Origin of the sequence: Rothia sp. P13129, from assembly GCF_048512865.1 — a bacterium.
Classification (GTDB): domain Bacteria; phylum Actinomycetota; class Actinomycetes; order Actinomycetales; family Micrococcaceae; genus Rothia.
In genome coordinates, this window is the sequence record NZ_JBLXYA010000006.1 from 69296 (window position 1) to 92611 (window position 23316).

23 protein-coding genes and 1 tRNA gene are annotated in these 23316 nt (G+C 47.7%); 10 read left to right on the forward strand and 14 right to left on the reverse strand.

Features of this window, described 5'->3' with window-relative positions:
* The first annotated feature begins 50 nt into the window (after positions 1 to 50).
* From ACN081_RS05535 to ACN081_RS05545, 3 genes are all read left to right on the forward strand, one after another.
* Entirely contained in the window at positions 51 to 1256 is a 1206-nt protein-coding gene (locus tag ACN081_RS05535) for a 5-(carboxyamino)imidazole ribonucleotide synthase (protein ID WP_419103359.1), read from the forward strand.
* Between the two features lies 1 nt (position 1257).
* The gene (gene purE / locus ACN081_RS05540; protein ID WP_419103360.1) at positions 1258 to 1869 is read left to right on the forward strand and encodes a 5-(carboxyamino)imidazole ribonucleotide mutase; all 612 of its coding nucleotides are present in this window, start codon (positions 1258 to 1260) and stop codon (positions 1867 to 1869) included.
* Positions 1870 to 1992: 123 nt separating this feature from the next.
* Positions 1993 to 2982: a lipid II:glycine glycyltransferase FemX gene (locus tag ACN081_RS05545; RefSeq protein ID WP_419103361.1), complete on the forward strand. Its 990-nt coding sequence runs from the start codon at positions 1993 to 1995 to the stop codon at positions 2980 to 2982.
* Between the two features lie 115 nt (positions 2983 to 3097).
* Here ACN081_RS05545 and glpX read toward each other — a convergent pair whose 3' ends face one another.
* Positions 3098 to 4117, reverse strand: a complete 1020-nt coding sequence (gene glpX, locus ACN081_RS05550) for a class II fructose-bisphosphatase (protein WP_419103362.1) — start codon at positions 4115 to 4117, stop codon at positions 3098 to 3100.
* A gap of 231 nt (positions 4118 to 4348) precedes the next feature.
* On the opposite strand from glpX, the gene ACN081_RS05555 reads away from it, so the two are divergent.
* The 4 genes from ACN081_RS05555 (at position 4349) to ACN081_RS05570 (ending at position 9171) form a co-directional block, all read left to right on the forward strand.
* Positions 4349 to 5023, forward strand: a complete 675-nt coding sequence (locus tag ACN081_RS05555; RefSeq protein WP_419107203.1) for a DUF4245 domain-containing protein — start codon at positions 4349 to 4351, stop codon at positions 5021 to 5023.
* 35 nt (positions 5024 to 5058) lie between these two features.
* Positions 5059 to 5712: a carbonic anhydrase gene (locus ACN081_RS05560; protein ID WP_419103364.1), complete on the forward strand. Its 654-nt coding sequence runs from the start codon at positions 5059 to 5061 to the stop codon at positions 5710 to 5712.
* A 91-nt stretch (positions 5713 to 5803) separates the two neighbouring features.
* On the forward strand, positions 5804 to 7213 hold the full coding sequence (locus ACN081_RS05565; protein ID WP_419103365.1) for a class II fumarate hydratase: 1410 nt from the start codon (positions 5804 to 5806) through the stop codon (positions 7211 to 7213).
* Between the two features lie 203 nt (positions 7214 to 7416).
* The gene (locus ACN081_RS05570) at positions 7417 to 9171 is read left to right on the forward strand and encodes a pyruvate dehydrogenase (RefSeq protein WP_419107204.1); all 1755 of its coding nucleotides are present in this window, start codon (positions 7417 to 7419) and stop codon (positions 9169 to 9171) included.
* Positions 9172 to 9194: 23 nt separating this feature from the next.
* On the opposite strand, the gene ACN081_RS05575 is transcribed toward ACN081_RS05570, so the two are convergent.
* Genes ACN081_RS05575 through uppS form a run of 3 tightly spaced genes read right to left on the reverse strand, consistent with a single transcriptional unit; the run spans position 9195 to position 11019 of the window.
* A complete protein-coding gene (locus ACN081_RS05575; protein ID WP_419103367.1) occupies positions 9195 to 9680 on the reverse strand; it encodes an NUDIX hydrolase in 486 nt (161 codons plus the stop codon).
* Between the two features lie 24 nt (positions 9681 to 9704).
* Positions 9705 to 10238, reverse strand: coding sequence for a prepilin peptidase (locus ACN081_RS05580; protein WP_419103368.1), 534 nt, complete (start codon positions 10236 to 10238; stop codon positions 9705 to 9707).
* Positions 10239 to 10257: 19 nt separating this feature from the next.
* On the reverse strand, positions 10258 to 11019 hold the full coding sequence (gene uppS, locus ACN081_RS05585; protein ID WP_419107205.1) for a polyprenyl diphosphate synthase: 762 nt from the start codon (positions 11017 to 11019) through the stop codon (positions 10258 to 10260).
* A 160-nt stretch (positions 11020 to 11179) separates the two neighbouring features.
* Here uppS and trhA point away from each other — a divergent pair, with 160 nt between their 5' ends.
* Positions 11180 to 11866: a PAQR family membrane homeostasis protein TrhA gene (gene trhA / locus ACN081_RS05590; protein WP_419103370.1), complete on the forward strand. Its 687-nt coding sequence runs from the start codon at positions 11180 to 11182 to the stop codon at positions 11864 to 11866.
* Positions 11867 to 11898: 32 nt separating this feature from the next.
* On the opposite strand, the gene ACN081_RS05595 is transcribed toward trhA, so the two are convergent.
* Both ACN081_RS05595 and mca read right to left on the reverse strand, forming a co-directional pair.
* Positions 11899 to 12183, reverse strand: a complete 285-nt coding sequence (locus ACN081_RS05595; RefSeq protein WP_419103371.1) for a hypothetical protein — start codon at positions 12181 to 12183, stop codon at positions 11899 to 11901.
* Between the two features lie 72 nt (positions 12184 to 12255).
* Positions 12256 to 13197 carry a mycothiol conjugate amidase Mca gene (gene mca / locus ACN081_RS05600; RefSeq protein ID WP_419107226.1) on the reverse strand — a complete coding sequence of 314 codons (942 nt, stop codon included), beginning with the start codon at positions 13195 to 13197 and terminating at the stop codon, positions 12256 to 12258.
* A gap of 188 nt (positions 13198 to 13385) precedes the next feature.
* On the opposite strand from mca, the gene ACN081_RS05605 reads away from it, so the two are divergent.
* Together ACN081_RS05605 and greA are read left to right on the forward strand one after the other, a co-directional pair.
* Positions 13386 to 13808 carry a DUF4307 domain-containing protein gene (locus ACN081_RS05605; protein ID WP_419107206.1) on the forward strand — a complete coding sequence of 141 codons (423 nt, stop codon included), beginning with the start codon at positions 13386 to 13388 and terminating at the stop codon, positions 13806 to 13808.
* A gap of 134 nt (positions 13809 to 13942) precedes the next feature.
* Positions 13943 to 14440, forward strand: a complete 498-nt coding sequence (gene greA / locus ACN081_RS05610; protein WP_419103373.1) for a transcription elongation factor GreA — start codon at positions 13943 to 13945, stop codon at positions 14438 to 14440.
* Between the two features lie 111 nt (positions 14441 to 14551).
* Here greA and ilvA read toward each other — a convergent pair whose 3' ends face one another.
* The 8 genes from ilvA to ACN081_RS05650 form a co-directional block, all read right to left on the reverse strand.
* Entirely contained in the window at positions 14552 to 15805 is a 1254-nt protein-coding gene (gene ilvA, locus ACN081_RS05615) for a threonine ammonia-lyase (protein WP_419103374.1), read from the reverse strand.
* A gap of 76 nt (positions 15806 to 15881) precedes the next feature.
* Positions 15882 to 17129: an AI-2E family transporter gene (locus ACN081_RS05620; RefSeq protein ID WP_419103375.1), complete on the reverse strand. Its 1248-nt coding sequence runs from the start codon at positions 17127 to 17129 to the stop codon at positions 15882 to 15884.
* A gap of 132 nt (positions 17130 to 17261) precedes the next feature.
* The gene (locus ACN081_RS05625; protein ID WP_419103376.1) at positions 17262 to 18131 is read right to left on the reverse strand and encodes a Bax inhibitor-1/YccA family membrane protein; all 870 of its coding nucleotides are present in this window, start codon (positions 18129 to 18131) and stop codon (positions 17262 to 17264) included.
* Positions 18132 to 18344: 213 nt separating this feature from the next.
* Positions 18345 to 18418 (reverse strand) — tRNA-Leu (locus ACN081_RS05630).
* Between the two features lie 137 nt (positions 18419 to 18555).
* The gene (locus ACN081_RS05635) at positions 18556 to 19941 is read right to left on the reverse strand and encodes an NAD(P)/FAD-dependent oxidoreductase (protein ID WP_419103377.1); all 1386 of its coding nucleotides are present in this window, start codon (positions 19939 to 19941) and stop codon (positions 18556 to 18558) included.
* A 226-nt stretch (positions 19942 to 20167) separates the two neighbouring features.
* Complete coding sequence (locus ACN081_RS05640) at positions 20168 to 21661, reverse strand: S8 family peptidase (protein WP_419107207.1); 1494 nt, start codon at positions 21659 to 21661, stop codon at positions 20168 to 20170.
* Positions 21662 to 21737: 76 nt separating this feature from the next.
* Positions 21738 to 22679: an exopolyphosphatase gene (locus tag ACN081_RS05645; protein WP_419107208.1), complete on the reverse strand. Its 942-nt coding sequence runs from the start codon at positions 22677 to 22679 to the stop codon at positions 21738 to 21740.
* An 18-nt stretch (positions 22680 to 22697) separates the two neighbouring features.
* The gene (locus ACN081_RS05650; protein WP_419107209.1) at positions 22698 to 23303 is read right to left on the reverse strand and encodes a DUF501 domain-containing protein; all 606 of its coding nucleotides are present in this window, start codon (positions 23301 to 23303) and stop codon (positions 22698 to 22700) included.
* Positions 23304 to 23316: the final 13 nt, after the last annotated feature.

The window sequence follows — 23316 nt, forward strand, 5'->3', positions numbered from 1 at the left end:
ATTTCATGAAAAGACATTTTTCCCTTCCAACCAGAAAAGAAGGTAGCCTTATGGTTGTGAACTCTCCCATCATTGGCATTGTTGGTGGCGGTCAGTTAGCACGTATGATGGCAGCTCCCGCCCATGAATTAGGTCTTCATCTGAAAGTCATGGCTGAAGACAAAAACTCTTGTGCGCGTCAAACCATTCCTGAGGCACCTGTCGGCGATTACACCGACTACACACAACTTCACGATTTTGCTCAGAACGTTGATGTATTGACCTTTGATCATGAGCACGTCCCCACCGATTTCTTAGAACGGCTCATCAGCGAAGGTATTAACGTTCAGCCACGCCCTCAAGCTCTCATATATGCTCAAGATAAATTACAGATGCGTCAGGCAGTTCACCGCCTAGGATTAGCTAACCCACCGTGGGCTGAGGTACGTACTCGTGAAGAACTTTTTAGCTTTGGTGAAAAATATGGTTGGGATATTGTTCTCAAAACTCCACGTGGAGGGTATGACGGCAAAGGTGTCATGGTTATCAGCTCTCCAGAGCAAGCACACGGCAAAGACGTCGCACGATGGTTCGCTCAGCTTGAACACAACACGGCGTTTTCCTCACTTTTAGTTGAAGAGAAAGTCCCTTTCACGAGAGAGTTATCGGCACTTGTTGCACGCAATGACAACGGAGAGATTCGTCTTTGGGATATTAGTGAATCACGGCAAGTTAATTCTGTCTGCGATGAGGTTATTGCCCCAGCTCCAGCATTATCCGAGCATTTAGCGCAAAAGATACGCGATACTGCACAGACCCTTGCCCGTGAACTTAACGTAACAGGCGTTATGGCAGTTGAGTTATTTGAAGTGCCAGATTCGCCAGAGGGCTTCTACATCAATGAATTAGCAATGCGCCCACACAATACTGGGCATTGGACTCAAAACGGGTCAAAGACCAGTCAATTCGAACAGCATTTACGAGCAGTACTTAATCTTCCTCTAGGAGACACTCAGCTCACAGAGCCTAGTGCACTCATGAAAAATATTCTCGGTGGAACTCATGAAAATATTTGGGAACTTTACCCGCAAGCATTAGCGTTTGAACCTCAAGCCAAAATACATCTTTACGGTAAAGATGTCCGCCCCGGACGAAAAATTGGGCACATTAACATCACAGGTTCTGAACAATCATTACCCCAGCGGCAACTAGCCGCTGAAACATTATCCCGTCTCTTCAGCACTGGCGCAGAGACACTCACCTCTTCAAAGGAGTAACATGATGCTCTCATCGTACGAGAACACCCAGCCCATAGTCGGTATCGTCATGGGTTCTGATTCTGATTGGCCAGTTATGGAAGAAGCTGCTGCCGTTCTTGAGGAATTTGGTATCGCATACGAAGCTGATGTAGTTTCAGCTCACCGTATGCCTGAAGAAATGATTGAGTATGGGCTCCGTGCGCATGAGCGAGGTATTCGTGTCATTATTGCCGGAGCTGGTGGTGCTGCACATCTTCCAGGGATGTTAGCTTCTGTGACGCCGCTGCCAGTTATCGGTGTGCCAGTGCGTTTAAAAAATCTTGAGGGAATGGACTCTTTGTTATCTATTGTTCAGATGCCAGCCGGTGTTCCGGTAGCAACAGTGTCTATCAATGGTGCACGTAATGCGGGTCTTCTTGCTTTACGTATCTTAGGTGCTGGTGTTGATGACCAAGCTCAGCAGATTCAAGCTGATATCAAACAGTTTGCGCAGAATCTCAAACGTTCTGCTCAGGATAAGGGTGCAGTTCTCCGGGCTAAAGTTTCATCACGCACCCAACAGCAAGAAGATGATTCTACAAACCTGCCGACAGTAGAAGATGTACCGTCTGATAAACCTTATGCACCCTAATCATTAGCCCAAAGATATTCGAGCAGTGGAACTTTTTCTTTTCTCTGATTCTTCATTAAATGTGGGATAACTCAGCTGTTATAGAGTGAGCAAAGAGGCTCAGTGTTCGGTATGCTGAAAACCATGAGTAATATCCTGCAATCAGATATTTGGGCAAAGTTCCAAACAGCAAATGGTCACCAGGTGTTCCGTGGTAGCGGAGATGGGTGGAGCTATCTTGCAACGTTAGAAGGCGGTAAAACCGGACGATACCTCTACTCCCCCTATGGCCCTGTTGCCGATAGTTCGGAGGCTTTTGATGAGGCTATCGCAGAGATGAAGAAGGTTGCTGCCGAGAATAAATGCTGGTTTATTCGTATTGAACCTACGCAAGAAGCTATTTGGGGTTCTCGTTCGGCAGATACATTCTTATCTGCACGAGGTTTTAAACTATCTCCACGGCAGATTCAGCCCGGACACACTCAGATTATCGATTTGGAATTATCTGAGGATGAACTCTTACAGCAGATGCAATCCACCAACCGTAACTTGCACCGTAATATTCATAAGAAGGGTATTACCTTTGAGGTCTCACATAATCCTGAGGATATTGAGATTCTTACCAAATATCTAGAGCAGACAGCGCAACGTAATCAGTTTAAGCGTCAGCAAGATGATTATCTTAAGCGTGTTGCTCAAACTCTTATGCCTGAAGATGCTGCTCGTCTTATTATTGTTCGAACTGCTGAGGGTGAAGCTATTGGGGCGACGTTCGTCTATGACTCTGACGACACACGCACCTATGCCCACACGGGGACGTCTTGGGAACACCGTAAGCTACGCATCAACAAACCTCTCGTGTCGTGGATGATTATGGATGCGAAAGAAAAAGGTCTCAAATACGTTGACTTGTTCGGAATTGCTCCTAATGATGATCCGAATCATGAGTGGGCAGGTTTCACCGAATTTAAGAAGTCTTTTGGTGGACGTTCAGTCGCTTACCCTGGAACATGGGATTTGCCCGTCTCTGCGGTCGGTTACCGTGCCTACGAAGGTATCCGCGCTGCTCGTGAGGGCCTTCAACAGCTTAAGGCTAAGGTTGCTGAGGTTCGTTCAGCTCGTCAAGAATCTTAAGTTTTTGTTCTGAGCATTTTGCTCAAAGTGTCTTAACAGACTGCAGGTGGGGTGAAAAAACATACTGTTTTTCACCCCACCCGCAGTTTTTGTTGGTAAAGCCTTCTACGTATGGTTATCGGCGTACACTTGCTTTACGCTGAAGAATACGTTCCCAGCGTTCTAGGTTATGTTCTGCGTCGATAATGCGCACTGTTCCTGATTTACTACGCATGACCAATGACTGAGTGGTAACGGTGTTTCCGTTGTATCTCAAACCACGTAGGAGTTTACCGTCGGTAATTCCTGTTGCCGCGAAGAAACAATTGTCACTGGTGACGAGGTCATCAGTGGTGAGGACACGGTCAAGGTCATGTCCGGCTTCAATAGCTTTTTCACGTTCGGCATCATCGACAGGTGCGAGTCGGCCTTGAATGATTCCACCAGTAGATTTGATAGCGCAAGCAGCAACAATTCCTTCTGGTGTTCCGCCGGTTCCCATCATGAGGTCTACACCTGTTCCTTCACGGCACGCTGCGATAGCTCCGGCAACGTCGCCATCAAGAATAATGCGAGTACGAGCACCAGCGTCACGAATTTCTTGAATCAGTTTTTCGTGACGAGGGCGGTCAAGCACACAAACGGTAAGTTGGCTCACGGGTTTGCCTAGCGCTTTTGCGGTCAGGTGAAGGTTTTGTTTAACAGGTAGTCGTAAGTCTACGAGCTCGGCTGCTTCTGGTCCAGCAACAAGTTTTTCCATGTAGAACACGGCAGATGGGTCGAACATGGAGCCAGCTTCTGCAACGGCAATAACCGATAGTGCGTTATCCATTCCCAGAGCCGTTAGCCGTGTACCGTCGATAGGGTCTACGGCAATATCAAAGGAGGCACCTATGCCTTCTCCTACTTTTTCTCCGTTAAAAAGCATGGGCGCTTGGTCTTTTTCGCCTTCTCCGATAACGACTGTACCGCTAAAGTTGACGGTGGAGAGTCGGTATCGCATAGCGTCAACGGCTGCGCCGTCAGCGAGGTTTTTGTCGCCTGCCCCTACCCAGGGTCCGCTTGCTATTGCAGCAGCTTCAGTTGCGCGCACGAGTTCTAGTGCGAGGTTTCGATCGGTGTGGTAAGTATCGTTCTGCGCCAGATTTTCTGACATGTTCCCTGACCTTCGAAGTGGATGATATGTACTTAAGATGTGGTCATAGGTCAGTCATTACGTCGTCGTTATGACTGGTTCCCTTTTTCCGTCATCATTCTATAAGCTTAGTTCCATATATTGATTGTTGTGATTCAAATTGCTAAATTTTTCTCTCTATTACCTGAGTTTTTCTGAGCTCTTTAGGACGTCTTAAGGTTTTTTATGAGAAAGATAGGGGAAAATAGTTAGGTGAGCACAGAACAACATCCTTCATCTCAAGACACCTTTTCTACTGATGATTCTTCTGAACCGGTAGTTCCCCTGATTACGCAAAAACAGGCACAGCGTATTCATGCTCCGGCTCGAAATATGATTATTTCGATGGCGGTGATGATTCTTATTCTGATTCCTATTCTCTGGTTAACCCCTGCTTTGACGTCCAATAAGAATCATTACAATCCACAAGTTGATTTAGATTCTATTGCGTACCTGTCTTCTCAAGAGGCTGGTTATCCTGTAGCAGCGCCAGAGATAGACGGCTGGCGTTATAACTTTGCTCGATGGAAGAGTCGTCAAGCAGATGGTATTAACTTCTGGAACACTGGTCAGCTCACTGCTCAAGCAGGATATATTGAGCTGGTTCAAGCCCAAAACACTAACCCTACGTGGATTGCTCAGCGAGTCAATAATGCTCCTGTTCAAAGAACACAGGAGGTTGCTGGAGTACTCTGGGATGTGCGTATATATACCCCTAAAGATGGTGAACCAACCATTTCGTATGTGGGTACTGTTTCAGGAACAACGGTCATTCTCAATGGGCAAAGTTCCGAGGACGAAATTATTCAGTTAGCTCACGCTGTGATTGCATACGAGAAGAACCCCACAAAAACTGTTGAACCGACACCGTCTTCGGGTATTCAGTAGATAAAAACTCTGTGGGCCTTGAGAAAAGAAAAAGAATGAATACTAGCGAGCGAGTTTTTACTCCACAACAGGCTCTTGAACGGTTGATTGAAGGAAATTGGCGTTTTGTACACGGGCAGGTGGAGCATCCGAATCAAGATGCAGAACGTCGCAATGATTTAGTCAGTGGACAATTCCCTTATGCAACGTTGTTTGGTTGCGCCGATTCTCGTATTGCTGCTGAAGTGATTTTTGATCAGGGTCTAGGCGATATGTTCGTGGTACGAACGGCGGGGCATGTGATGGAGAGTGCGATTACCGGTTCTTTAGAGTATGCGATTGCACATTTACATACCCCACTGATTGTTGTTCTTGGACATGATTCGTGTGGAGCTGTTTCGGTCACTCAAAAAGCGTTGAAGACGGGTGTTTTTCCTGGAGGCTTTATTCGTTATTTGGTGGAGAGAATTATTCCTTCAGCAATCTCTGCCCATTTGTCGTCTACTCCGAGTATCAATGAAGTGGTTCGTGAGCATACTGTTCAGGTGTCGGAACGTATTTTGGAGCAGTCACGTCTTATTGCGAAGGCAGTGGATGAGGGACGTACAGCTGTTGTGGGGATGTTTTATCACCTTGCAGATGGAAAAGTTGAGCTGGTGTATTGTTCACAGAATATCGATAAGAATGCTGCGATGAGGTTTTTAGCTTAAGGGATTGTGTGGTTCTTAATTTTTGGTTTTTTCTTGTCAAAAACCCGCAAAGTGAGCTGTAAGTCACTTTATGGAAGCTAAGCTGGTAGTCATGGCTGAACATATTGAATACCGTATTGAACATGACACTATGGGTGAAGTGCGCGTCCCAGCACAGGCGCTGTACCGTGCACAAACCCAACGAGCAGTAGAAAACTTTCCTATCTCAGGGCAACGTTTAGAATCTGCACATATTCGCGCTTTAGCGCTCATTAAAAAGGCTGCTGCTACCGCGAATGAAGAACTAGGTGTTCTTGATTCCCAGCGTGCTCAAGCTATCCGTGAAGCCGCCGATGACGTCGCAACCGGAGCATACGATGAGCACTTCCCTATTGATATTTTTCAAACCGGTTCGGGAACCTCCTCTAATATGAACACCAATGAGGTTCTAGCAACTCTTGCAACACGTCGTCTCAAGGAGCAAGGTCTTGAGGTTCACCCCAATGACCATGTCAATGCTTCACAATCTTCTAACGATGTTTTCCCTACATCGGTTCATGTGGCAGCTACTTCTGCTCTGATTAACAATCTCATTCCAGCTTTGGATACGTTGGCTTCATCTTTAGAGCAAAAGTCTGAGCAGTTCAAAGATGTTGTGAAATCTGGTCGTACGCATCTTATGGATGCAACCCCCGTAACGCTCGGACAAGAGTTCTCTGGTTATGCCGCACAAGTACGGTATGGCATTGAGCGTGTCGAAAGTTCTTTGGCGCGTGTTGCAGAAGTTCCTTTAGGCGGAACTGCTGTTGGTACGGGTATTAACACTCCAGAAGGTTTTTCTGCGCGAGTCATTGAGCTACTTGCGCAGGAGACTTCTTTACCGATTACTGAAGCTCGTAACCATTTTGAGGCGCAAGCAAACCGTGATGCTCTAATTGAAGCCTCAGGGCATTTGCGCACTATTGCGTATTCGTTGATGAAAATTTGCAATGATATTCGTTGGATGGGTTCTGGCCCTAATACGGGTCTAGGAGAATTACAGATTCCAGATTTGCAACCGGGCTCTTCTATTATGCCCGGAAAGGTGAACCCTGTTATTTGTGAGGCAGTGATTCAGGTAGCCGCTCAGGTTGTTGGTAATGATACGACGATTGCGCTTTCTTCTACCAACGGCGCATTTGAGCTTAACGTTGGTATTCCCGTCATGGCTGCTAACCTTCTACAGTCAATTCGCTTACTCGCTAATGCTTCAACAGTGATGGCGTCCAAGATGATTGATGGTTTAGAAGCTCATGTTCAGCGGTCTCGTTTCTTAGCGGAGGCTTCTCCTTCTACTGTGACTCCGCTCAATAAATATATCGGTTATGAAGCTTCTGCGAAGATTGCCAAATATGCGGTAGCGCATCAGAGCACTATTCGTGAAGCGGTATTAGCTCTTGGGTACCTTGAGCGCGGAGAGATTACGGAAGAACAGTTGGATCAGGCGTTAGATGTGATGAGCATGATTGGTTCTTATCGTTAGTCTCTTAAGTCCGGTCAAGACGCTGAGCATAATATGCCGTTGGTGCAGATACACAAGGTATCTGCACCAACGGCATATTGTTTTTTCTCTAAATGTTGAGGGTCTTTTTTATTCTGAGATTTTCAGTTCTTGACTCTAGATGTTCTTAGGAAACGGGTCTATCGTTAACCGTAAGAATACTGATAACGATTGAGGGGTTTTCCATGAAGTTAGCAGAACAGATTGTCCAGCAACTCATCGACGCTGGGGTTAAAAGAATTTATGGCGTAGTAGGAGATTCTCTAAACCCGATTGTTGATGCAGTACGAGCATCCGGCGGTTCAGACAATGGAGGAATCGACTGGATACACGTCCGGCATGAAGAAGTTGCAGCTTTCGCCGCTGGAGCTGAAGCACAACTCACCGGCAAACTAGCGGTCTGTGCAGGTTCCTGCGGACCGGGAAATACTCACCTCATCAACGGGTTATACGACGCGCATCGTTCTCAAGCTCCAGTTCTTGCTATTGCCTCGCATATTCCTTCGGGACAAATCGGCACCGGTTATTTTCAAGAGACCCATCCCGAAAGAATCTTTGAAGAGTGCTCTGTTTATAACGAGATGGCTGTCTCCCCCGAACAAACATTGCGCATTGTCAATTCAGCTATGCGTCACGCAATTGCTCGGAACGGTGTTGCCGTCGTCTCTATCCCCGGCGATATTGCTTCAGAAGATGCCGTCGAAGCAGTTCCCGAATGGGGTACTTTGTGTCGAGCGGCCTTAACCCCAACCTCTGAGACGCTTAAAGAAATTGCAGAACGCATCAATAAAGCACAAAAAGTCGCTATTTTTGCCGGTGCTGGGGTAGCTCAAGCACGCGAGCGCGTTATTGAACTTGCCGAAAAAATCGGTGCTCCTATCGGACATACGATGAGGGGTAAAGAGTTCATTCAATACGATAACCCGTACGATGTGGGAATGACTGGGCTGTTAGGTTATGGTGAGGCAGCTGAGGGTCTTAAGGAAGCTGACCTGATGTTGCTTTTGGGCACGGATTTTCCTTATGACCAGTTCTTGCCTGATACTGAGACGATTCAGATTGATCGTCGTGCTGAGGTGATGGGCCGACGTACTAATGTGGGGTTGCTTGTTGAAGGCGATATTGAGACAACTCTCAACGGTGTTCTTCCGTTGGTTTCGAGAAAAGAAGACCGTAGTTTTCTTGAGACTCTTGTGAAAAAGAATCAGAAGATTATGGAGAAAGTTGTCAATGCTTACGCAAAGGAGCCTAATACTTCTGCGCTCATTCACCCCGAATATGCTGCTACAGTACTGGATGAAGTTGCTGCTGAGGACGCTATTTTTACGGCTGATACGGGAATGTGTAATGTGTGGACGGCTCGTTATATTACGCCAGGTCCAAAACGTCGTCTTTTAGGTTCGTTCTTGCATGGGTCGATGGCTAATGCGATGCCGATGGCATTAGGTGCCCAGATTTCTCATCCTGAACGTCAGGTAATTTCTGTCTCGGGTGATGGTGGTTTGTCGATGCTTCTTGGAGACTTGCTCACAGCCAAGATGTATAACCTGCCGATGACCGTGGTGGTGTTTAACAATTCGACGTTGGGGATGGTCAAGCTTGAACAGTTGGTTCAAGGTTTTGAGGATTATGGTGTAGACGTTCCTGAGGTTAATTATGCGGATATTGCTCAGGCGATGGGTTTTCAGGCTCAACGTGTGACAAATCCAGAAGATCTTGAGGATGCTTACCGTCAGGCGTTGGAGCACCGTGGTCCGTCGTTGGTGGATGTTGTGACAGATCCTAATGCTCTTTCGATGCCTCCAGAAGTTGAGGCGAAACAAATTATTGGTTTTGCCTCCTCGCTATCGAAGATTGCTCTTAATCGTGGTGCTGGTGAGGCTGTTGCTATGGCTCGTTCGAATCTGCGTAATATGAGTGCTTGGAGGCAGATTCTTTAGGTTTGTGAACGGTCTTTAGTGTTTTAGGCTTGTTCGTAGCCGAATCGGACGCCGTCTTGCCAGTGCAAGGCGGCGTCTATTCTGTCAAGCATCCTTGGGGAGCAGAGTTCTTGGGCTTCTTCAAGGCTTACCCAACGAACTTGTGTGCTTTCTTCGTCGTTGACGCGTTCTTTTCCACTGATGTAGTGGCAGTAGAAGGTGTGGTCAAGGAATTGGCATTGGTCACCGTTGTTGAAGGTGTGTGGAGGGTCTGCTTTGAGCTGTGCTAAGGCGATAACTTCGATGCTGACGTTCGCTTCTTCTTGAGCTTCTCGGCGGATGGTTAGGGCTGGGTTTTCTCCGGGGTCGACGATTCCTGTGATGGGTGTCCATGCTCCGGAGTCACTTCGTTGAACCAGCAGAATCTTTTGGTCGCTTTGTCGTTGGATGACGGCTGTTGCGCCGGAGAGCCAGAGCATGTCGTTGCCAATTTTTTCACGTAGTTTGGTGATAAATGATGGTGTTGGCATAGTGTTTTAGAGTTCCTTTGGGTTTTAGAAAAGGGTGTTTGATGGTGGGAAAAGTATTGCAAGGGTGGTGCCAAGGAGCATAAACGGGCCAAAGGCGATGTGTTGTTGTGGTGTTTTGGTGCGTTGTAGGAGGATGATAAGACTATATATGCCACCTAAGGTGAAGGTGAGCAAGGTTGCCCAGCATAGAGTCATAGGTGATATGAAACCGGTGAGCGCTCCAAGGATTCCGGAGAGTTTGACGTCTCCTAGGCCCAGTCCACCGCGGGAGAATACTCGTAGTACGTAGTAGAAAAGTGTTAAGAACACAGCTGAGTAGAGGGTATTTTTAACACCGATGATGTTGTGTTCAAGGAGGTATACCGCTATGAGCGGTAGCATAATCGTCAGGTATAGCGGAAGAACGATACGGTTAGGTAGTCGGTGTTCTCGTATGTCGATGATGCTCAGTTCTATGGCTCGATAGATGAAGTATATGAGGGTTAGGCTTAGTATGGTTCCTTGCGTGTTACTGAGCACTGTTCCACGATGAAAGTATTCAACGATGATATTCAGCATGGTGGTTCTTCTATGGTGTTTAGGAGCCGAAACGTCGTTGTCTGAGGGCGTAGTCGGCTAGGGCGTGAACGAAGTCTGTTCGGGTAAAGTCTGGCCAGAGCGCTTCACAGAAGTAGAACTCTGAGTAGGCAGATTGCCATGTGAGAAATCCTGAGATGCGTTGTTCTCCAGAGGTTCTAATTAAAAGATCGGGGTCGGGTAGTCCACGGGTGTAGAGGTGTTCGCTGATATCTGAAGTTTCTAGTTGTTGCACTAGTTCTTCGAGAGAGGTTCCTCTCTGCTGCGCTTGTTGTAGAAGTTCTTTGACAGCATCGACGATTTCTTGTCTTCCACCGTATCCAACGGCAATGTTGACTTGTAGTGTGTTGATGTCTTGAGTTGCTTCTGTTGCTTTGTTGATGCTCTGTGTCAGAGTTTTTGGTAAGGCGTGGAGCCTTCCTACCGCATGTATTTTTGCAAGGTGTTTGTGGGTGAGCTCTTCAAGGAGGTTTTCGATAACGTCGAGGAGGTCTTGTAATTCTTCGGGGTCTCGTTTGAGGTTTTCAGTGGAGAGCATGTAGAGGGTGACCATGGGGACGTTGAGTTCTTGGCACCATTGGAGGAAGTCGATAATGCGTTGGGCTCCACGTTGATGCCCGTATTTGGTGTTTTTGCCTTGTTGTGCTGCCCATCTTCTGTTGCCGTCGACAAGGACACCCACATGTTGTGGAAGTTTCTGGGGCGGAATGTTCTGAAACATCTGAAGCTGTTCAAGGCTTTGAGTTGATGAGGAATCTTCCACCTATAGCTCCTTATGTCATATTTTCTTCTGGTTTGAGTAAACAACGTCTTCTTTCATCGTACCGTGCTGAAGTCGTTCCACAATGTTTATTGCCTCTTGTCCTTAATGAGTATCGCAGAGATAATGGAGGAAACCACATTTTTAGGATTGGCGTTCACCAGTGACACACCGTTCATCTTCTTCAACTTCTTTATCGTCAGATACTTCTCATCGTCCTTTTGAGAAGAAACCTCTGCTGCGTGGCTGGATACATGCCGGTTTTTCTCCCATTGTTTTTATTGCGGGGATTGTTCTTGTGGTGCTCTCTGGCGGTGGTGTTTTAGCAGTTGCGTGCGCTATTTTCTCGTTGACCGGTGTCATACTTTTTGGTGTTTCTGGAATGTACCACCGAGGGTATTGGGAAGATCGGGTGCGTCTTCTTCTCAAACGTCTTGACCACGCTAACATTGCGCTGGTTATTGCCGGAACATATACCCCGTTTGCGTTTACGCTCCTTAACGGCCCAAAGCGTCAGATTCTTTTATGGAGTATTTGGGGCTGTGCCTTAGGCGTGGTTCTTTTTAGGGTGTTATGGACGTACGCTCCACGCTGGCTTTATACCCCTATTTATGTGGTGATGGGTCTTATGGCGGTGTTTTACCTTCAAGATTTTTGGAAGGTTTCTGTCATCGCAACGATTCTTATTGCAGCTGGTGGCGCTTTCTATATTCTTGGCGCTGTTTTTTATGGGACGAAAAGACCTCATCTTGCTCCCCATATTTTTGGGTTTCATGAGTTATTCCATGTGTGCACGGTTATCGGTTTTATTCTGCACTATATCGCAGTGGTGTTCTCCCTCTACGCATAAGAATATTCTGGCGAAGACAGCGCGCACTTTATTTATTTTTCTGTTGGTGAGGGCTTAGACGAAGTATCGTTATCGCCCGTCTGGGGTTGCTGACGTTGTTGTGATTCTTGTTCCATAGCGTATTGGTTACGGTACCTCATACGACGTACACGGCGCGTAAAATCCAACATCAACAAGATGATGAAGACACCTACGGTGAAAGTTGCGACAAATCCAAGGAACCCTGGAGAACCCGTTGGTGAGCCGTCCTGATTATATTGTGTGGTTGAGTTTGCCAGAAGTTGGGCTGTCTCCACAACAGCAAAAAGATACGTCATGCGTTACACCAGATTTTCTTGGTCGTTGTTGTTCTAAGGATAGTCTTGTCACGAGAAGAGCTGTCTCTTATTCTACGCGTTAGGTTCGGAACTCTTATAGTCGATTCCTTCTGCAAAGCACCATTCTGGTAGTTCTGAGTGGACTCTACTTTTTGCTAATACGTATTCTTCCCAAGGCCAGATTTCTTTTTGCTGTTCAGGTGTGAGCGCGAAGAATGCATCGGTTGGGCGAACCTGTGAGCGGTGCGCAAGAAGTGCACGGTCGTGGGTTTCAAAAAACTCCCAACACGAGATACGTGTCGTTGTCTGGTGGGAGGGGTACGGCGAAGGATGACGTTTTTCGTCTTCTTCTCTCTCATCAAGACGAGCCACCCACTGGGTGAAAGGACTTTCACCTTTGGTGCTCGTGAGGTATCGGTGGAAGGTTCTAATACGTTCTGGGTTGAAAGCACGGTCATAGTATATTTTTTGAACTTCCCATGGTTTCCCTAATTGCGGGTATGCTTCTTCGTCACCGGATTTTTCGTAAGCTTCCATTGCGACTCGGTGGGTCATAATGTGGTCGGGGTGAGGGTATCCGCCTCGTTCATCGTAGCTCAGAATAATGTGTGGACGGTATTCTCTCACGAGTTGGATTAACGGTGCAGCTGCTTGTTCTAGAGGCAGTGTTGCAAAAGAGCCCCAAGGAAGTTCTGGTAGCGGGTCACCTTCAGGTAGTCCAGAATCCACAAACCCTATCCAACGATGCTCAATACCAATAATATTGGCAGCTTCTGCCATTTCTTCACGTCGGACACCGGGGAGGTCTCGGTGGGCTTTAGGGTTTTCATTCACCTGTTCGTTGAGAATATCGCCGCGTTCTCCGCCAGTCATCGTTGCTACCATAACTCGTGCCCCACGATGTATATATGCTGCCATTGTTGCAGAGCCTTTAGAAGACTCGTCATCGGGGTGTGCGTGTACCGCTAAAATACGTAGTCCTGCATAGTCCTCTGCTAAGGGTGAAGGCACCATATCTTTGAGGATACTGTTAGGGTGTTTTGAGTCGGTCACGAAGAACTCCAATATTTTTTCGTTAGAGTAGCTAAAATAGTACATCTAGAACGTCAGCAGATGATGCAAGAGCAAGAGGACACTCTATTCTAGCGAATATCTGATGGTGATAACCCAATCTAGGTTAACGAATATGAACGAAGGATGTCGTGACAACTAGCTTAGATTCACGCTATGGCAGGAAGCCTGCTCAAAGGAACATACCGACGTGGGTATGGGTTCTTTTAGCTGGTTGCGCTACCATCATCTCGATGCTTTTCGCTTGGTGGGTGCAAAGTGACTCTTCAGCAACATCTCCTCAAGCGCGTGATCTTTCACATCAGCTCACCAGTTCCGATGAAGTATCACTGACTTTTGAAGTGCTCAAGGACCCTCAGGTGAAAACCGTCTGCGCGGTTAAAGCGTTGAACTCTTCACGTGCACCAGTTGGTTGGAAAGAAGTCACCATTCCTGCCGATACCGCTGGTGAGAGCTCGTCTCGAGTGCATGTTCAAACTGTTAACATACGGGTTCTCTCCCCCGCTGTCACCGCGACCGTTGATACCTGTTGGAGTATGCGAACCTCGTCATAAGGTTTAGAATTCACACCACAAACTAGCACTTGCATGTTAGAACGGGTAAAGTTCGCTACAACTACTCTAATTTTGAGGTTGAGGATAGCCGACAGATAGCTCCTTAGGCTCAAGATTTTATGAAAGGAAGATATATGAGCGCTCATGAAGGTGCTTGGCTCACCCAAGAGGCATACGACCGCCTCAAAAAAGAACTAGAACATATCTCTGGCCCTTACCGTCAAGAAATTATTGATCGTATTTCGGCTGCTCGTGATGAGGGTGACCTCAAAGAAAACGGTGGCTACCATGCTGCCCGTGAAGAGCAAGGCAAAAACGAAGCACGTATCGCTCAGCTAACTCAGTTGCTCGAGAACGCTCAAATTGGCGAAGCACCACATAATGACGGAGTTGTCGACTCTGGAATGGTGGTAGAAGCCGAACTTGCTGGTAGACCTTTTAAATTCCTGCTCGGTTCACGTGAGGTTGCAGATTCTTTGGTCGGTGATTCTGGTCTTCAGGTCTTTTCTGAAAATTCACCGATGGGCTCTGCTATTTTGGGTTGCCGTGCTGGTGACGAAACCTCATATGTTGCGCCCACCGGTAAGACAATTGATGTGAAGATTATTTCTGTCGTTCCTTTTGAAGGCTAAGAAACTCCACTGACGCCGTTACTCGGCTCAAAACAGTGATGCCACCGCATACCCTAGCAATGGGTCAAAGGCGGTGGCATCATGCATATTACAACACGTTTAATCAATGTTTTAGTATACGACGATTGGCTTATAGCCAGCACTTGTAAGGCCATCAAGCACCTGCTGGATGTGCTCATTTCCTTTCGTTTCCATATCAATGGTGATAGAAACATCTCCCATAGAAAGGGCACCGCCGACACGTGTGTGGTCTACTCCGGTCACATTCGCATCTAAAGAAGAAATAATGGATGAGATAGTTGTTAGCTCGCCAGGGCGGTCATTTAACATCATCTTGATAGTTAAGTACCGTCCAGCAGCTGAAAGTCCTCGTTGAATTACTTTGAGCATCAGCATTGGGTCAATATTTCCGCCAGAGAGCAAACATACTGTTGTCCCAAGGTTCCCGTATTGTTGGAGAAGTTTTCCATCCATCAAAGCAGCAACAGGAACAGACCCTGCCGGCTCTACGACTAGCTTATTACGTTCCATCAAAAAGATGAGTGCCCGAGCAATATCATCTTCAGAGACGGTATGCACGTCATCAACAAGTTCTTTAATGATAGAGAAAGGCATCTGCCCAGGTCGCCCGACAGCAATACCGTCAGCGATGGTAGATACTTTTTTCAGGGGCACTAAAGCGTCAGCAGCTAAAGAGAGTGGGTATGCTGCAGCATGTTCTGCTTGAACACCAATAATACGAATCTTCCGACCAGTTTTTTGTTCAAGTTCTCGAACAGCAACAGATAGACCAGCAAGTAGCCCTCCCCCGCCAACACCGACGATGATAGTTTCAACATCAGGTACTTGTTCTAGGATTTCAATACCGATAGTTCCTTGACCTGCGATAATATCAGGGTTATCGAAGGGGTGAACAAAAACGGCGCCAGTTTCTTCGGCATAACGTTTTGCTTCTGCTAGGGCGTCGTCAACAGTTGCGCCGTGCAAGATAACCTGTGCCCCACGACTTTTAGTTGCAGCAACTTTCGGAAGAGCTGCACCTAAAGGCATATAGATGCGCGCTTTAATGCCTAATTGTTGGGCAGCTAAAGCGACGCCTTGTGCGTGATTACCTGCTGAGGCGGCAACTACTCCACGTGATTTTTCGTCTTCAGTAAGTTTTGCCATACGGACGTATGCTCCGCGTACTTTAAAAGATCCAGAACGTTGTAGGTTCTCACATTTAAAGTAAACTTCTGAGCCAATCATTTCTGATAGTGCTAAGGAGTGGTCCACCGGTGTGCGTTCAATGACCGGCTTGAGAAGATGAGCGGCTTGTTCGATATCTGCATATTGAACAGGTAATTGTGTTGAAACAGTGGACACAGGTGTTTCCTTTATGCGTTAGAGAATATCCGAAGAATAGTTGTAAGAAACAAAAACTATCTCAAGAGTAGTGCAGTTATAGTGTTGATTCTTCTTGTTCGTGTTCTTTAAGCCGTTCAAGACGTTCTTTGACTTTATCAGCCACAGCTTTACGTTTTTTACGAGCAATTTCATGGTCGTAGAGAAACTCTTTAGTACGAATTTCTGGGTCTTTTTCCCACTCGCGTCGGGCCAGATAACGCACGATGGTATTCATCACGGCAAGAACAGGCACAGAGAACAACGCACCAAGTGGCCCATAAAGGATAGTTCCGCTAGCTACCGCAAAAATGACGGCGAGAGGATGTAAGGAGACGGCTTTGCCCATTACTAGGGGTTGAAGGATATGTGATTCAATCTGTTGTACGAGCAGAACCATCAGCAACATAATCAGAGCGTTAAACCATCCATTAGCAACAAGCGCTAGAAGCACTGCAATTGCGCCGGTTACGAGAGCACCCACAATAGGGATAAAAGAGCCAAGGAATACGAGTACGCCCAGTGGAATAGCTAGCGGGACTCCGAGGAAGAACGCTGCTAAACCGATACCAAGAGCGTCCACGAAGGCAACAAAGACTTGGACGTGGACGTAGCTTACGAGAGAACGCCAGCCACGACGTCCGGCGCCGTTTACTGCTTCACGTGCGGTTACAGGGAAAAGCCCTACCAAGAAAATCCAGATTCTTTCACCTTCAAGAAGGAAGAAAATCAGGGTGAAAAGGACAAGGGCTGTGCCAGTTCCGATATCGGCAGCGGTAGAACCGAGTGAGGCAACTCCCGAGAGGATGGAGTCAGAGTTATTTTTGACGAATTGTGTAAACTCCGAAAAGTGTGAGTCTATTTCTTTCAGGTCTAGGGTAAGAGGAGATTGATCAATCATCCCGAGAACAGTATGATACCCCTGCACAATCTCATCTGATAGTGAAGAGAATCCAGAGGTAATTTGTTGTCCGACAAGGGTGAGTAGTCCAACAACAAGCGCGATGAATCCTAACTCGACGATAGCTGTTGCGTATCCTCGTCTAAGACCGTATTTGCGCAGGAAAAATACCGCTGGTGATATGAGCGCAGCGAGCAGTACTGCCACGGCGATAGAAATAATAATGATACTAATTTTTGCGGCAACCCAATGGAGGCAAGCTAATGCGAAGAGGACGATGATGAGTCTCCACGACCAAGCGGCAGCAGTGCGTAGGGCAAATGGAATGTATCGTTCGTCGCCGTGGTACCAAGAACTTTGTTCAACATGGTTTTTCGGTACTGGTGAGGGGGTAGTTTCGCTCATGCATACTATTCTTTCACATCTTTAGACAAGTCGTTATTTTCGGGGCGAAACAAACGTAAGAAAAGGTTGTATATAAACGTCAGGGCACACGATAGGTATCGTGTGCCCTGACGTTTAATGCTTTATTGGCGTTTAGCGTTCCATCATTTCACGAACGTACATGAGGATACGAAGAATCTCGATGTAGAGCCATACCAGAGATGAGGTCAGGGCGAATGCCATGCGCCATGATTCACGTTCTGGTGCACCGTATCGCACAGCTTCGCTGACGTGGGTGAAGTCAAGAATGAGGGAGTATACGCACAGAGCAACAGCAAAGAGCCCAATAATGAGACCGAGAGGAATGCCCATGACTTCGATGCTGCGAACGTTTGTTCCGCCGAAGAGGGTCATGCCAAGGTTGACGAGACAGAAAATTGCGTATGAGATAGCTGCGATGGTGAAGAATTTCGTCATCTTAGGTGATTCACGCAATTTACCGTTGCGGAAGAGAACCAAAACCGTACCAAAGACGATGAAGGTTGCTAGAACAGCCTGCCCAACGATACCGGGGTAGCGTGTTTCTGCCATGGCGGAGAAACCGCCAAGAAGCATACCCTGTGCTAGGGCGTATGCCATCACAAGTACGGGAGAAACTTCTTTTTTGAAACCGTTAACAAGTCCTAGAACAATGGAACCGACTAAACCGGCTACAACGAGTATGGGGAACATCACCGATGCGGCTGCGCCAACCAGTAGGATAACAAAGTTGATAGCAACTTTGACGATGACGTCGTTCATGGTCATCTGCCCCGTTTGAGCGCTTGTTGCACTGGGGGACTGGTACATTGCGTTGAGGTCAGCGGCGGTAGGAGTCTCCTCACGAGGTGAGGTAGGTGTATATCCGTACGGTGCGGAAGAGCTCTGACCGTTGGAATATGCGCCACCAGCGCCGAATTGTCCAAAGCGAGAATCCTTCTTTTGAGAATCTAGCATGGAATTGATGAGGGGGTTGCCTGCCACGAGAACAATCTCCTTTAGTTCTATAATTCTGTCTCTACCAGACTATCGGAGAACCGTGATATTCGTGGGGACTTTTGGTGAAAAGCACAGTATTTCCTAGGGTTCTAACAGTTTTTAGAGAGGCTGAGTATCGTGGCATAGGAGCTCAGAATTCTTATCGTGCATAAAAAAGTGACCCCATCAGTATGTACTGATGGGGTCACCTTTTGTCTGTGCTCCTACTGGGACTCGAACCCAGAACACAAGGATTTTAAGTCCTCTGCCTCTGCCAATTGGGCTATAGGAGCAATATCGGCAGCTAGATTTTAGAAAACAACTACCTTACCACTATACCGTATAGAACGAATAGTGTTGTCCTGCACCTAGATAACTCTAGGCACAGGACATTATTATAGCCATAAAATTGCGTTGAACGCACTTTTTATTACAGGCGTGCCTTGCTCTTTTCAGGAGCAGTTCCGGTTGCACTTTGGAATGCGCGACGTGGAGAACGCTGATGGCGGATAGAAGAAGTGTCACGACCGAAGATTTGGTTCAACGCCCAAATGCTCATAACACGTACAGTACGCTCAGCGGTAGGAATCGCCATACCGTGGTATCCACGGTGCATCAACCATGCAAGAGGTCCACCAATGGTCTTACCCTTGAAGTTCGCAACACCCTTCCACAAGCCGAGTCCAGCAACAACGCCGATGGTCTCATGGTAGTAGTCGGTGAGTGCTTCACCGCGACGAGAAGCCAATAGGTTCTGTGCAAGCTTAACAGCCTGACGGGAAGCGTGCTGTGCGTTAGGAACGCAGAAACCGCCGACTCCGCCACCAGAAAGGTCAGGAACAGCAGCGTTATCGCCAGCTGCCCATGCACCTTCAATCACACCGTCGTCGCCGGTAACACGTAGGTCTGCGCCGACACGTACACGTCCACGCTCATCCAAAGGAAGGTCAGTGTTCTTGAGCATTGGGGATGCTGCAACACCAGCAGTCCAAATGAGGGTGTCGGTATCAAGTTCACCGGCAGGAGACTTATCTCCCATGTTAATCAACGCGAGGTGACCGTCAGTAGCGTCTGCCAAGGAGGTGTTGAGAAGAACCTCAATACCGCGTCCACGGAGTTCTTCAACAACCTTCTCCGCACGGTCTGCAGGAACCTCAGGCATGATACGAGGTGCAGCTTCAACGAGAACGAAGCGAAGGTCAGATACGCGAAGGCGACCATTACGTTCTACCGCTACACGAGCCATATCTTCAAGTTCGGAGATGGTCTCGACACCAGCGAAACCGCCACCAACAATGACGAAGGTGAGGGCGCGACGGCGTTCATCTGCATCATCAAGCATGGAAGCAACTTCGATACGCTCAAGAACCCAGTTACGGACAGAAACTGCTTCTTCTACGGTCTTCATACCGATAGCAATTTCTGCAAGACCAGGAATGGGGAATGCACGAGTAACAGCACCTGCACCGATGACGATTTCGTCGTACGTTACCTCGAAAGATTCTCCAACGTCGATGGGTTCGATTGTTGCGGTGCGAGTTGCATGGTTAATTGCGGTGACTCGGCCACCAACAACTTCGCAGTTCTTGAGGTGCTGGCGTAGAGGAACGGTAGCGTTGCGACCTTCCATAGAACCTGCAGCAACTTCTGGCAAGAAGGGCTGGTAAGTCATATAAGGGTTAGGGTCTACAACGGTAACGATACCGCCAGTTTCTTTAATGGTCTTCTGAATTTTTTTGGCGACGGTGAATCCTACGTAGCCACCGCCGACGATGAGAACTCGAGGACGATCCTGAGCTAGTTTGGTGAATGCCATATTTATTTTGCTACTTCCTTAGGTTGAGATACGGGAGCTGTCTATGCACTCGTATCTGTGTCTGCACCGCATGTTTAACTATTAAAAGTACAACATCCTTTAGAGCGCAAAACAGCGCGGTGAGAGGACAATTGCTCAATATGCTATCTTGCCACTTAAGCCGAAGTTTTCCTACTCTACAGGGCATTTTTTTCTTCAAGGATTTAGCTTTTCTTGATTCTTGATTTTATCGACCTTGTGGTCTACGCCTCTTCTGATGGGTTCTGACTAGCTGACTTAGCGAACGAATAGAAAATCTCGTAATAATAAATACCCAGAGAAAAAATCCGCCCAACACAATAAATGGCAGAATCCCAGAATCTTCAACTGGACGACGAGGTGTCGGTGCCGATGCCACTGGAACATTCTCATCAGCATGGTGTATCGGAACACTCGCGCTAGGAGCAGGCTGGCTCTGGCTTTTACGATGGACCTGTATCCATTGGCTCATAGACCCTAAAGGGTTCTCTTGAACGTCATCAGAGGTTTTAGAGCTCAGAGCTTTTGCTGGATTAATAATGCCATACCCGTACAAGGCATCTCGCCCCGTTTCTCCAACATCATCAGCTGAAGAAATAATACGCTGGATAATCTGTGAAGCAGTAAGGTTTGGGTATTTTTCTTTAATGAGAGCTGCCAAACCCGAGACAATAGGTGCTGCCCCAGAAGTGCCTGACCACACCGCATATTTGTTATCGGGAGTAGCTCCCATAAGGTTTTCGCTGGGGGCGACAACAGCAATCGAAATGCCCTGAGAAGATGAAGACCAAGAATCTTGTTTATTTTGGTTCACTCCCCCAACGGTCAGCACCCCCGGCATCGTTGCAGGAGCGCCTACCTGCGTAATACCAGAACCACGGTTACCGGCAGAGGCTACGATGATGACACCTTTTTCCTCGGCATAGGCGAAGGCGCTATCCCATTGTTCTGGCCAGTTTGTGCTATCTGAGCCGACAGAAAGATTAATAATATCGGCTCCGTGATCTACCGCGTATCGTACGGCTTCAGGAAGTTGTTCATCAATACTTTTAGCGCCTTCAGAGACAGTACCAATTTCTAAAGATATTGGAAGAATTTTAGCTTCTGGCGCCACTCCAATCATGCCAGCTGGACGCTTACCGCCGACCCCTGAGAAGGACGGTGTTTGGGGGTCGCGGTGCCCATGCCCCGCAATTAATGAGGCCACCATTGTTCCGTGTTCAGGCTCAACTCCAAGACCTTTCCACCCTCGAGCAGAACCAACACCGGAAACGTCTGTACCGGGTAAAACGTTGTCTCTAAGGTCTTGGTGGCTTTGGTCTACGCCAGTATCAATCACCGCAACGGTGATACCGCGTCCGGTAGCTTCTTTCCAGACGGAACTAAAACCATAATCTTTAAGCCAGTATTCTCGTGCGCGAACAGCATCACCTTCAGGTACCTCAATAGTCGGTATCGAGGGAAGCACCCTTGGAGGTTCTGACGGTACGCTTGGTACTTGAGGGGCGCTCGGTGGTTGCGGTGCAGGTGAAGCTGATGACTTTGGTGTAGGAGTCGGTGCAGCCACAGGTTGCGCCACCGATGCCGAAGAGAGCGCAAAAATACTCAGTAATAGTGTTGCCGTGAAACAGGCATATTTTCTCATTCGGTGCGAGGATGAAGGCATCGAAGAACAAGAATCAGGCGTTATGTGGTTAGGCATAGGCTCTCCCCAAAGAATGTTATCTCAAGAAAAACAACAAACATCACGATCAAACGGTGTTGAATACCTGAACGTGTTATCGCTGCGAGAGTACCAACCCATCAAGAATATCGTGTTCACTAGCAGTAGCGCTATAGACGGCCCCACCTGTGAGCTGTTCTAAACGTCGAATAATATGCGCCCAAATCACAGCTCCAGTGCCAATCACATCGACACGACCGGGGTGCATAAACCCACGTCCGGCACGTTCTTCAGCGGTCATTTGAGCCAGAGAATGGCATGCCTGCTCAATATCTTGGATGCTAAGTTCTGCACCGTTGATTCTTCGAGGATCGTAGCTTTCAAGACCGTAATGTTCTGCAACAATGGTGGTAACGGTACCAGCCACACCAACTACTCGTTGTGCTTGTGACAGTTGAACATGTGCAAGAGCTTCCTCAAGAGCTTCATCAACGTCAGCAATAATGCGTTGTTTCTGTTCCTCAGTCATAGGGGCACTGACCTGATGACGCTCGGTAAGACGCACACAACCAATGTTGACAGAACGAGCAGCAAACAGTGACTGATTATCGCCTAGAACAAATTCTGTTGAGCCTCCACCCAAGTCAATTACAAGGGTTTTCCCCTCATAGGGGTCAAGAGAGGAAAGCGCACCGTAGAAAGAAAGTTTGGCTTCTTCATCACCAGTAATAACTTCTGGGCTCACACCTAAAATATCTTGTATTCCCTGAATAAAAATATCTTTATTGGTGGCGTCTCTCGTCGCACTTGTTGCGCCAAAGCGAAGAGACTGAACACCGTGCTCAGCAATAATTTGTGCATATTCGCGGGCAACGTTAAAGGTTCTTTCAAGGGCTTCTTCTGAGAACTTGCCCGTAGCGTCAACGCCTTCTCCGAGGCGTACAATTCGCATAAGACGTACGACATCGTGAAGGGTACTCACACCGTTCTGCGTCTCAACATCTGCAATGAGTAGTCGTAGGGAGTTTGTTCCGCAATCAATAGCACCAATACGCACGGTAGGGTCTTCTTTCTCCTATTGAGTGGTTTCTTCGTTGGTTGCCACAAAGCTATGGCGCCATTGTGGGTCACACGCGCATTGTTCAGGAGTCCACCATGGTGCAATCAGATCAAGTGTTTCATCGCCCATAGGGTTGATTCCACGACCGACAGAGAGGGTGTGCCCAAGTACCGCGTGGAGGCATTTTACGCGTACGGGCATACCGCCAGCAGAAATACCGTCAATTTCAGGGACCTCTTCGGTATGAGTCTTGAGGCGGATACGTTCACGTTCACTGAGATAGTTTTCGTGGGCTTGCTGATATTGCTGAGCCAAGTCAGTATCCTCAGCAAGACGATCAGTCATCTCGTACATTTTTCCTTCAGCTTCTAAACGGCTGGCAGCTGCAGTAATAGCAGGATGGGCTAGGTAGAAGACGGTTGGGAAAGGTGAACCGTTCGATAGTCGCGGTGCGGTCGCAGCGACGAGAGGGTTGCCACAACGGCAGCGGGCGGGAATCTCTGCGACATCACGTACTTTTCGTCCCAGTTGTTCAGATAACACGTGGATATCTAGTTCGGTGGGTTCTAGGGTTTCTGCGCTCACGCCGAAACCTTGTGGGTTGGTAGTGTTCGTCATCATGAAGTTCCTCGTG

What these genes read in the sequence shown, in the direction of transcription:
- ACN081_RS05535 (WP_419103359.1), top strand. Translation starts at nt 51, where the DNA reads ATGGTTGTGAACTCTCCCATCATTGGCATTGTTGGTGGCGGTCAGTTA.
- purE (WP_419103360.1), top strand. Translation starts at nt 1,258, where the DNA reads ATGATGCTCTCATCGTACGAGAACACCCAGCCCATAGTCGGTATCGTC.
- ACN081_RS05545 (WP_419103361.1), top strand. Translation starts at nt 1,993, where the DNA reads ATGAGTAATATCCTGCAATCAGATATTTGGGCAAAGTTCCAAACAGCA.
- glpX (WP_419103362.1), bottom strand. Translation starts at nt 4,117, where the DNA reads ATGTCAGAAAATCTGGCGCAGAACGATACTTACCACACCGATCGAAAC.
- ACN081_RS05560 (WP_419103364.1), top strand. Translation starts at nt 5,059, where the DNA reads ATGAATACTAGCGAGCGAGTTTTTACTCCACAACAGGCTCTTGAACGG.
- ACN081_RS05565 (WP_419103365.1), top strand. Translation starts at nt 5,804, where the DNA reads ATGGCTGAACATATTGAATACCGTATTGAACATGACACTATGGGTGAA.
- ACN081_RS05570 (WP_419107204.1), top strand. Translation starts at nt 7,417, where the DNA reads ATGAAGTTAGCAGAACAGATTGTCCAGCAACTCATCGACGCTGGGGTT.
- ACN081_RS05575 (WP_419103367.1), bottom strand. Translation starts at nt 9,680, where the DNA reads ATGCCAACACCATCATTTATCACCAAACTACGTGAAAAAATTGGCAAC.
- ACN081_RS05580 (WP_419103368.1), bottom strand. Translation starts at nt 10,238, where the DNA reads ATGCTGAATATCATCGTTGAATACTTTCATCGTGGAACAGTGCTCAGT.
- ACN081_RS05595 (WP_419103371.1), bottom strand. Translation starts at nt 12,183, where the DNA reads ATGACGTATCTTTTTGCTGTTGTGGAGACAGCCCAACTTCTGGCAAAC.
- mca (WP_419107226.1), bottom strand. Translation starts at nt 13,197, where the DNA reads ATGGTGCCTTCACCCTTAGCAGAGGACTATGCAGGACTACGTATTTTA.
- greA (WP_419103373.1), top strand. Translation starts at nt 13,943, where the DNA reads ATGAGCGCTCATGAAGGTGCTTGGCTCACCCAAGAGGCATACGACCGC.
- ACN081_RS05620 (WP_419103375.1), bottom strand. Translation starts at nt 17,129, where the DNA reads ATGAGCGAAACTACCCCCTCACCAGTACCGAAAAACCATGTTGAACAA.
- ACN081_RS05635 (WP_419103377.1), bottom strand. Translation starts at nt 19,941, where the DNA reads ATGGCATTCACCAAACTAGCTCAGGATCGTCCTCGAGTTCTCATCGTC.
- ACN081_RS05640 (WP_419107207.1), bottom strand. Translation starts at nt 21,661, where the DNA reads ATGCCTAACCACATAACGCCTGATTCTTGTTCTTCGATGCCTTCATCC.
- ACN081_RS05650 (WP_419107209.1), bottom strand. Translation starts at nt 23,303, where the DNA reads ATGATGACGAACACTACCAACCCACAAGGTTTCGGCGTGAGCGCAGAA.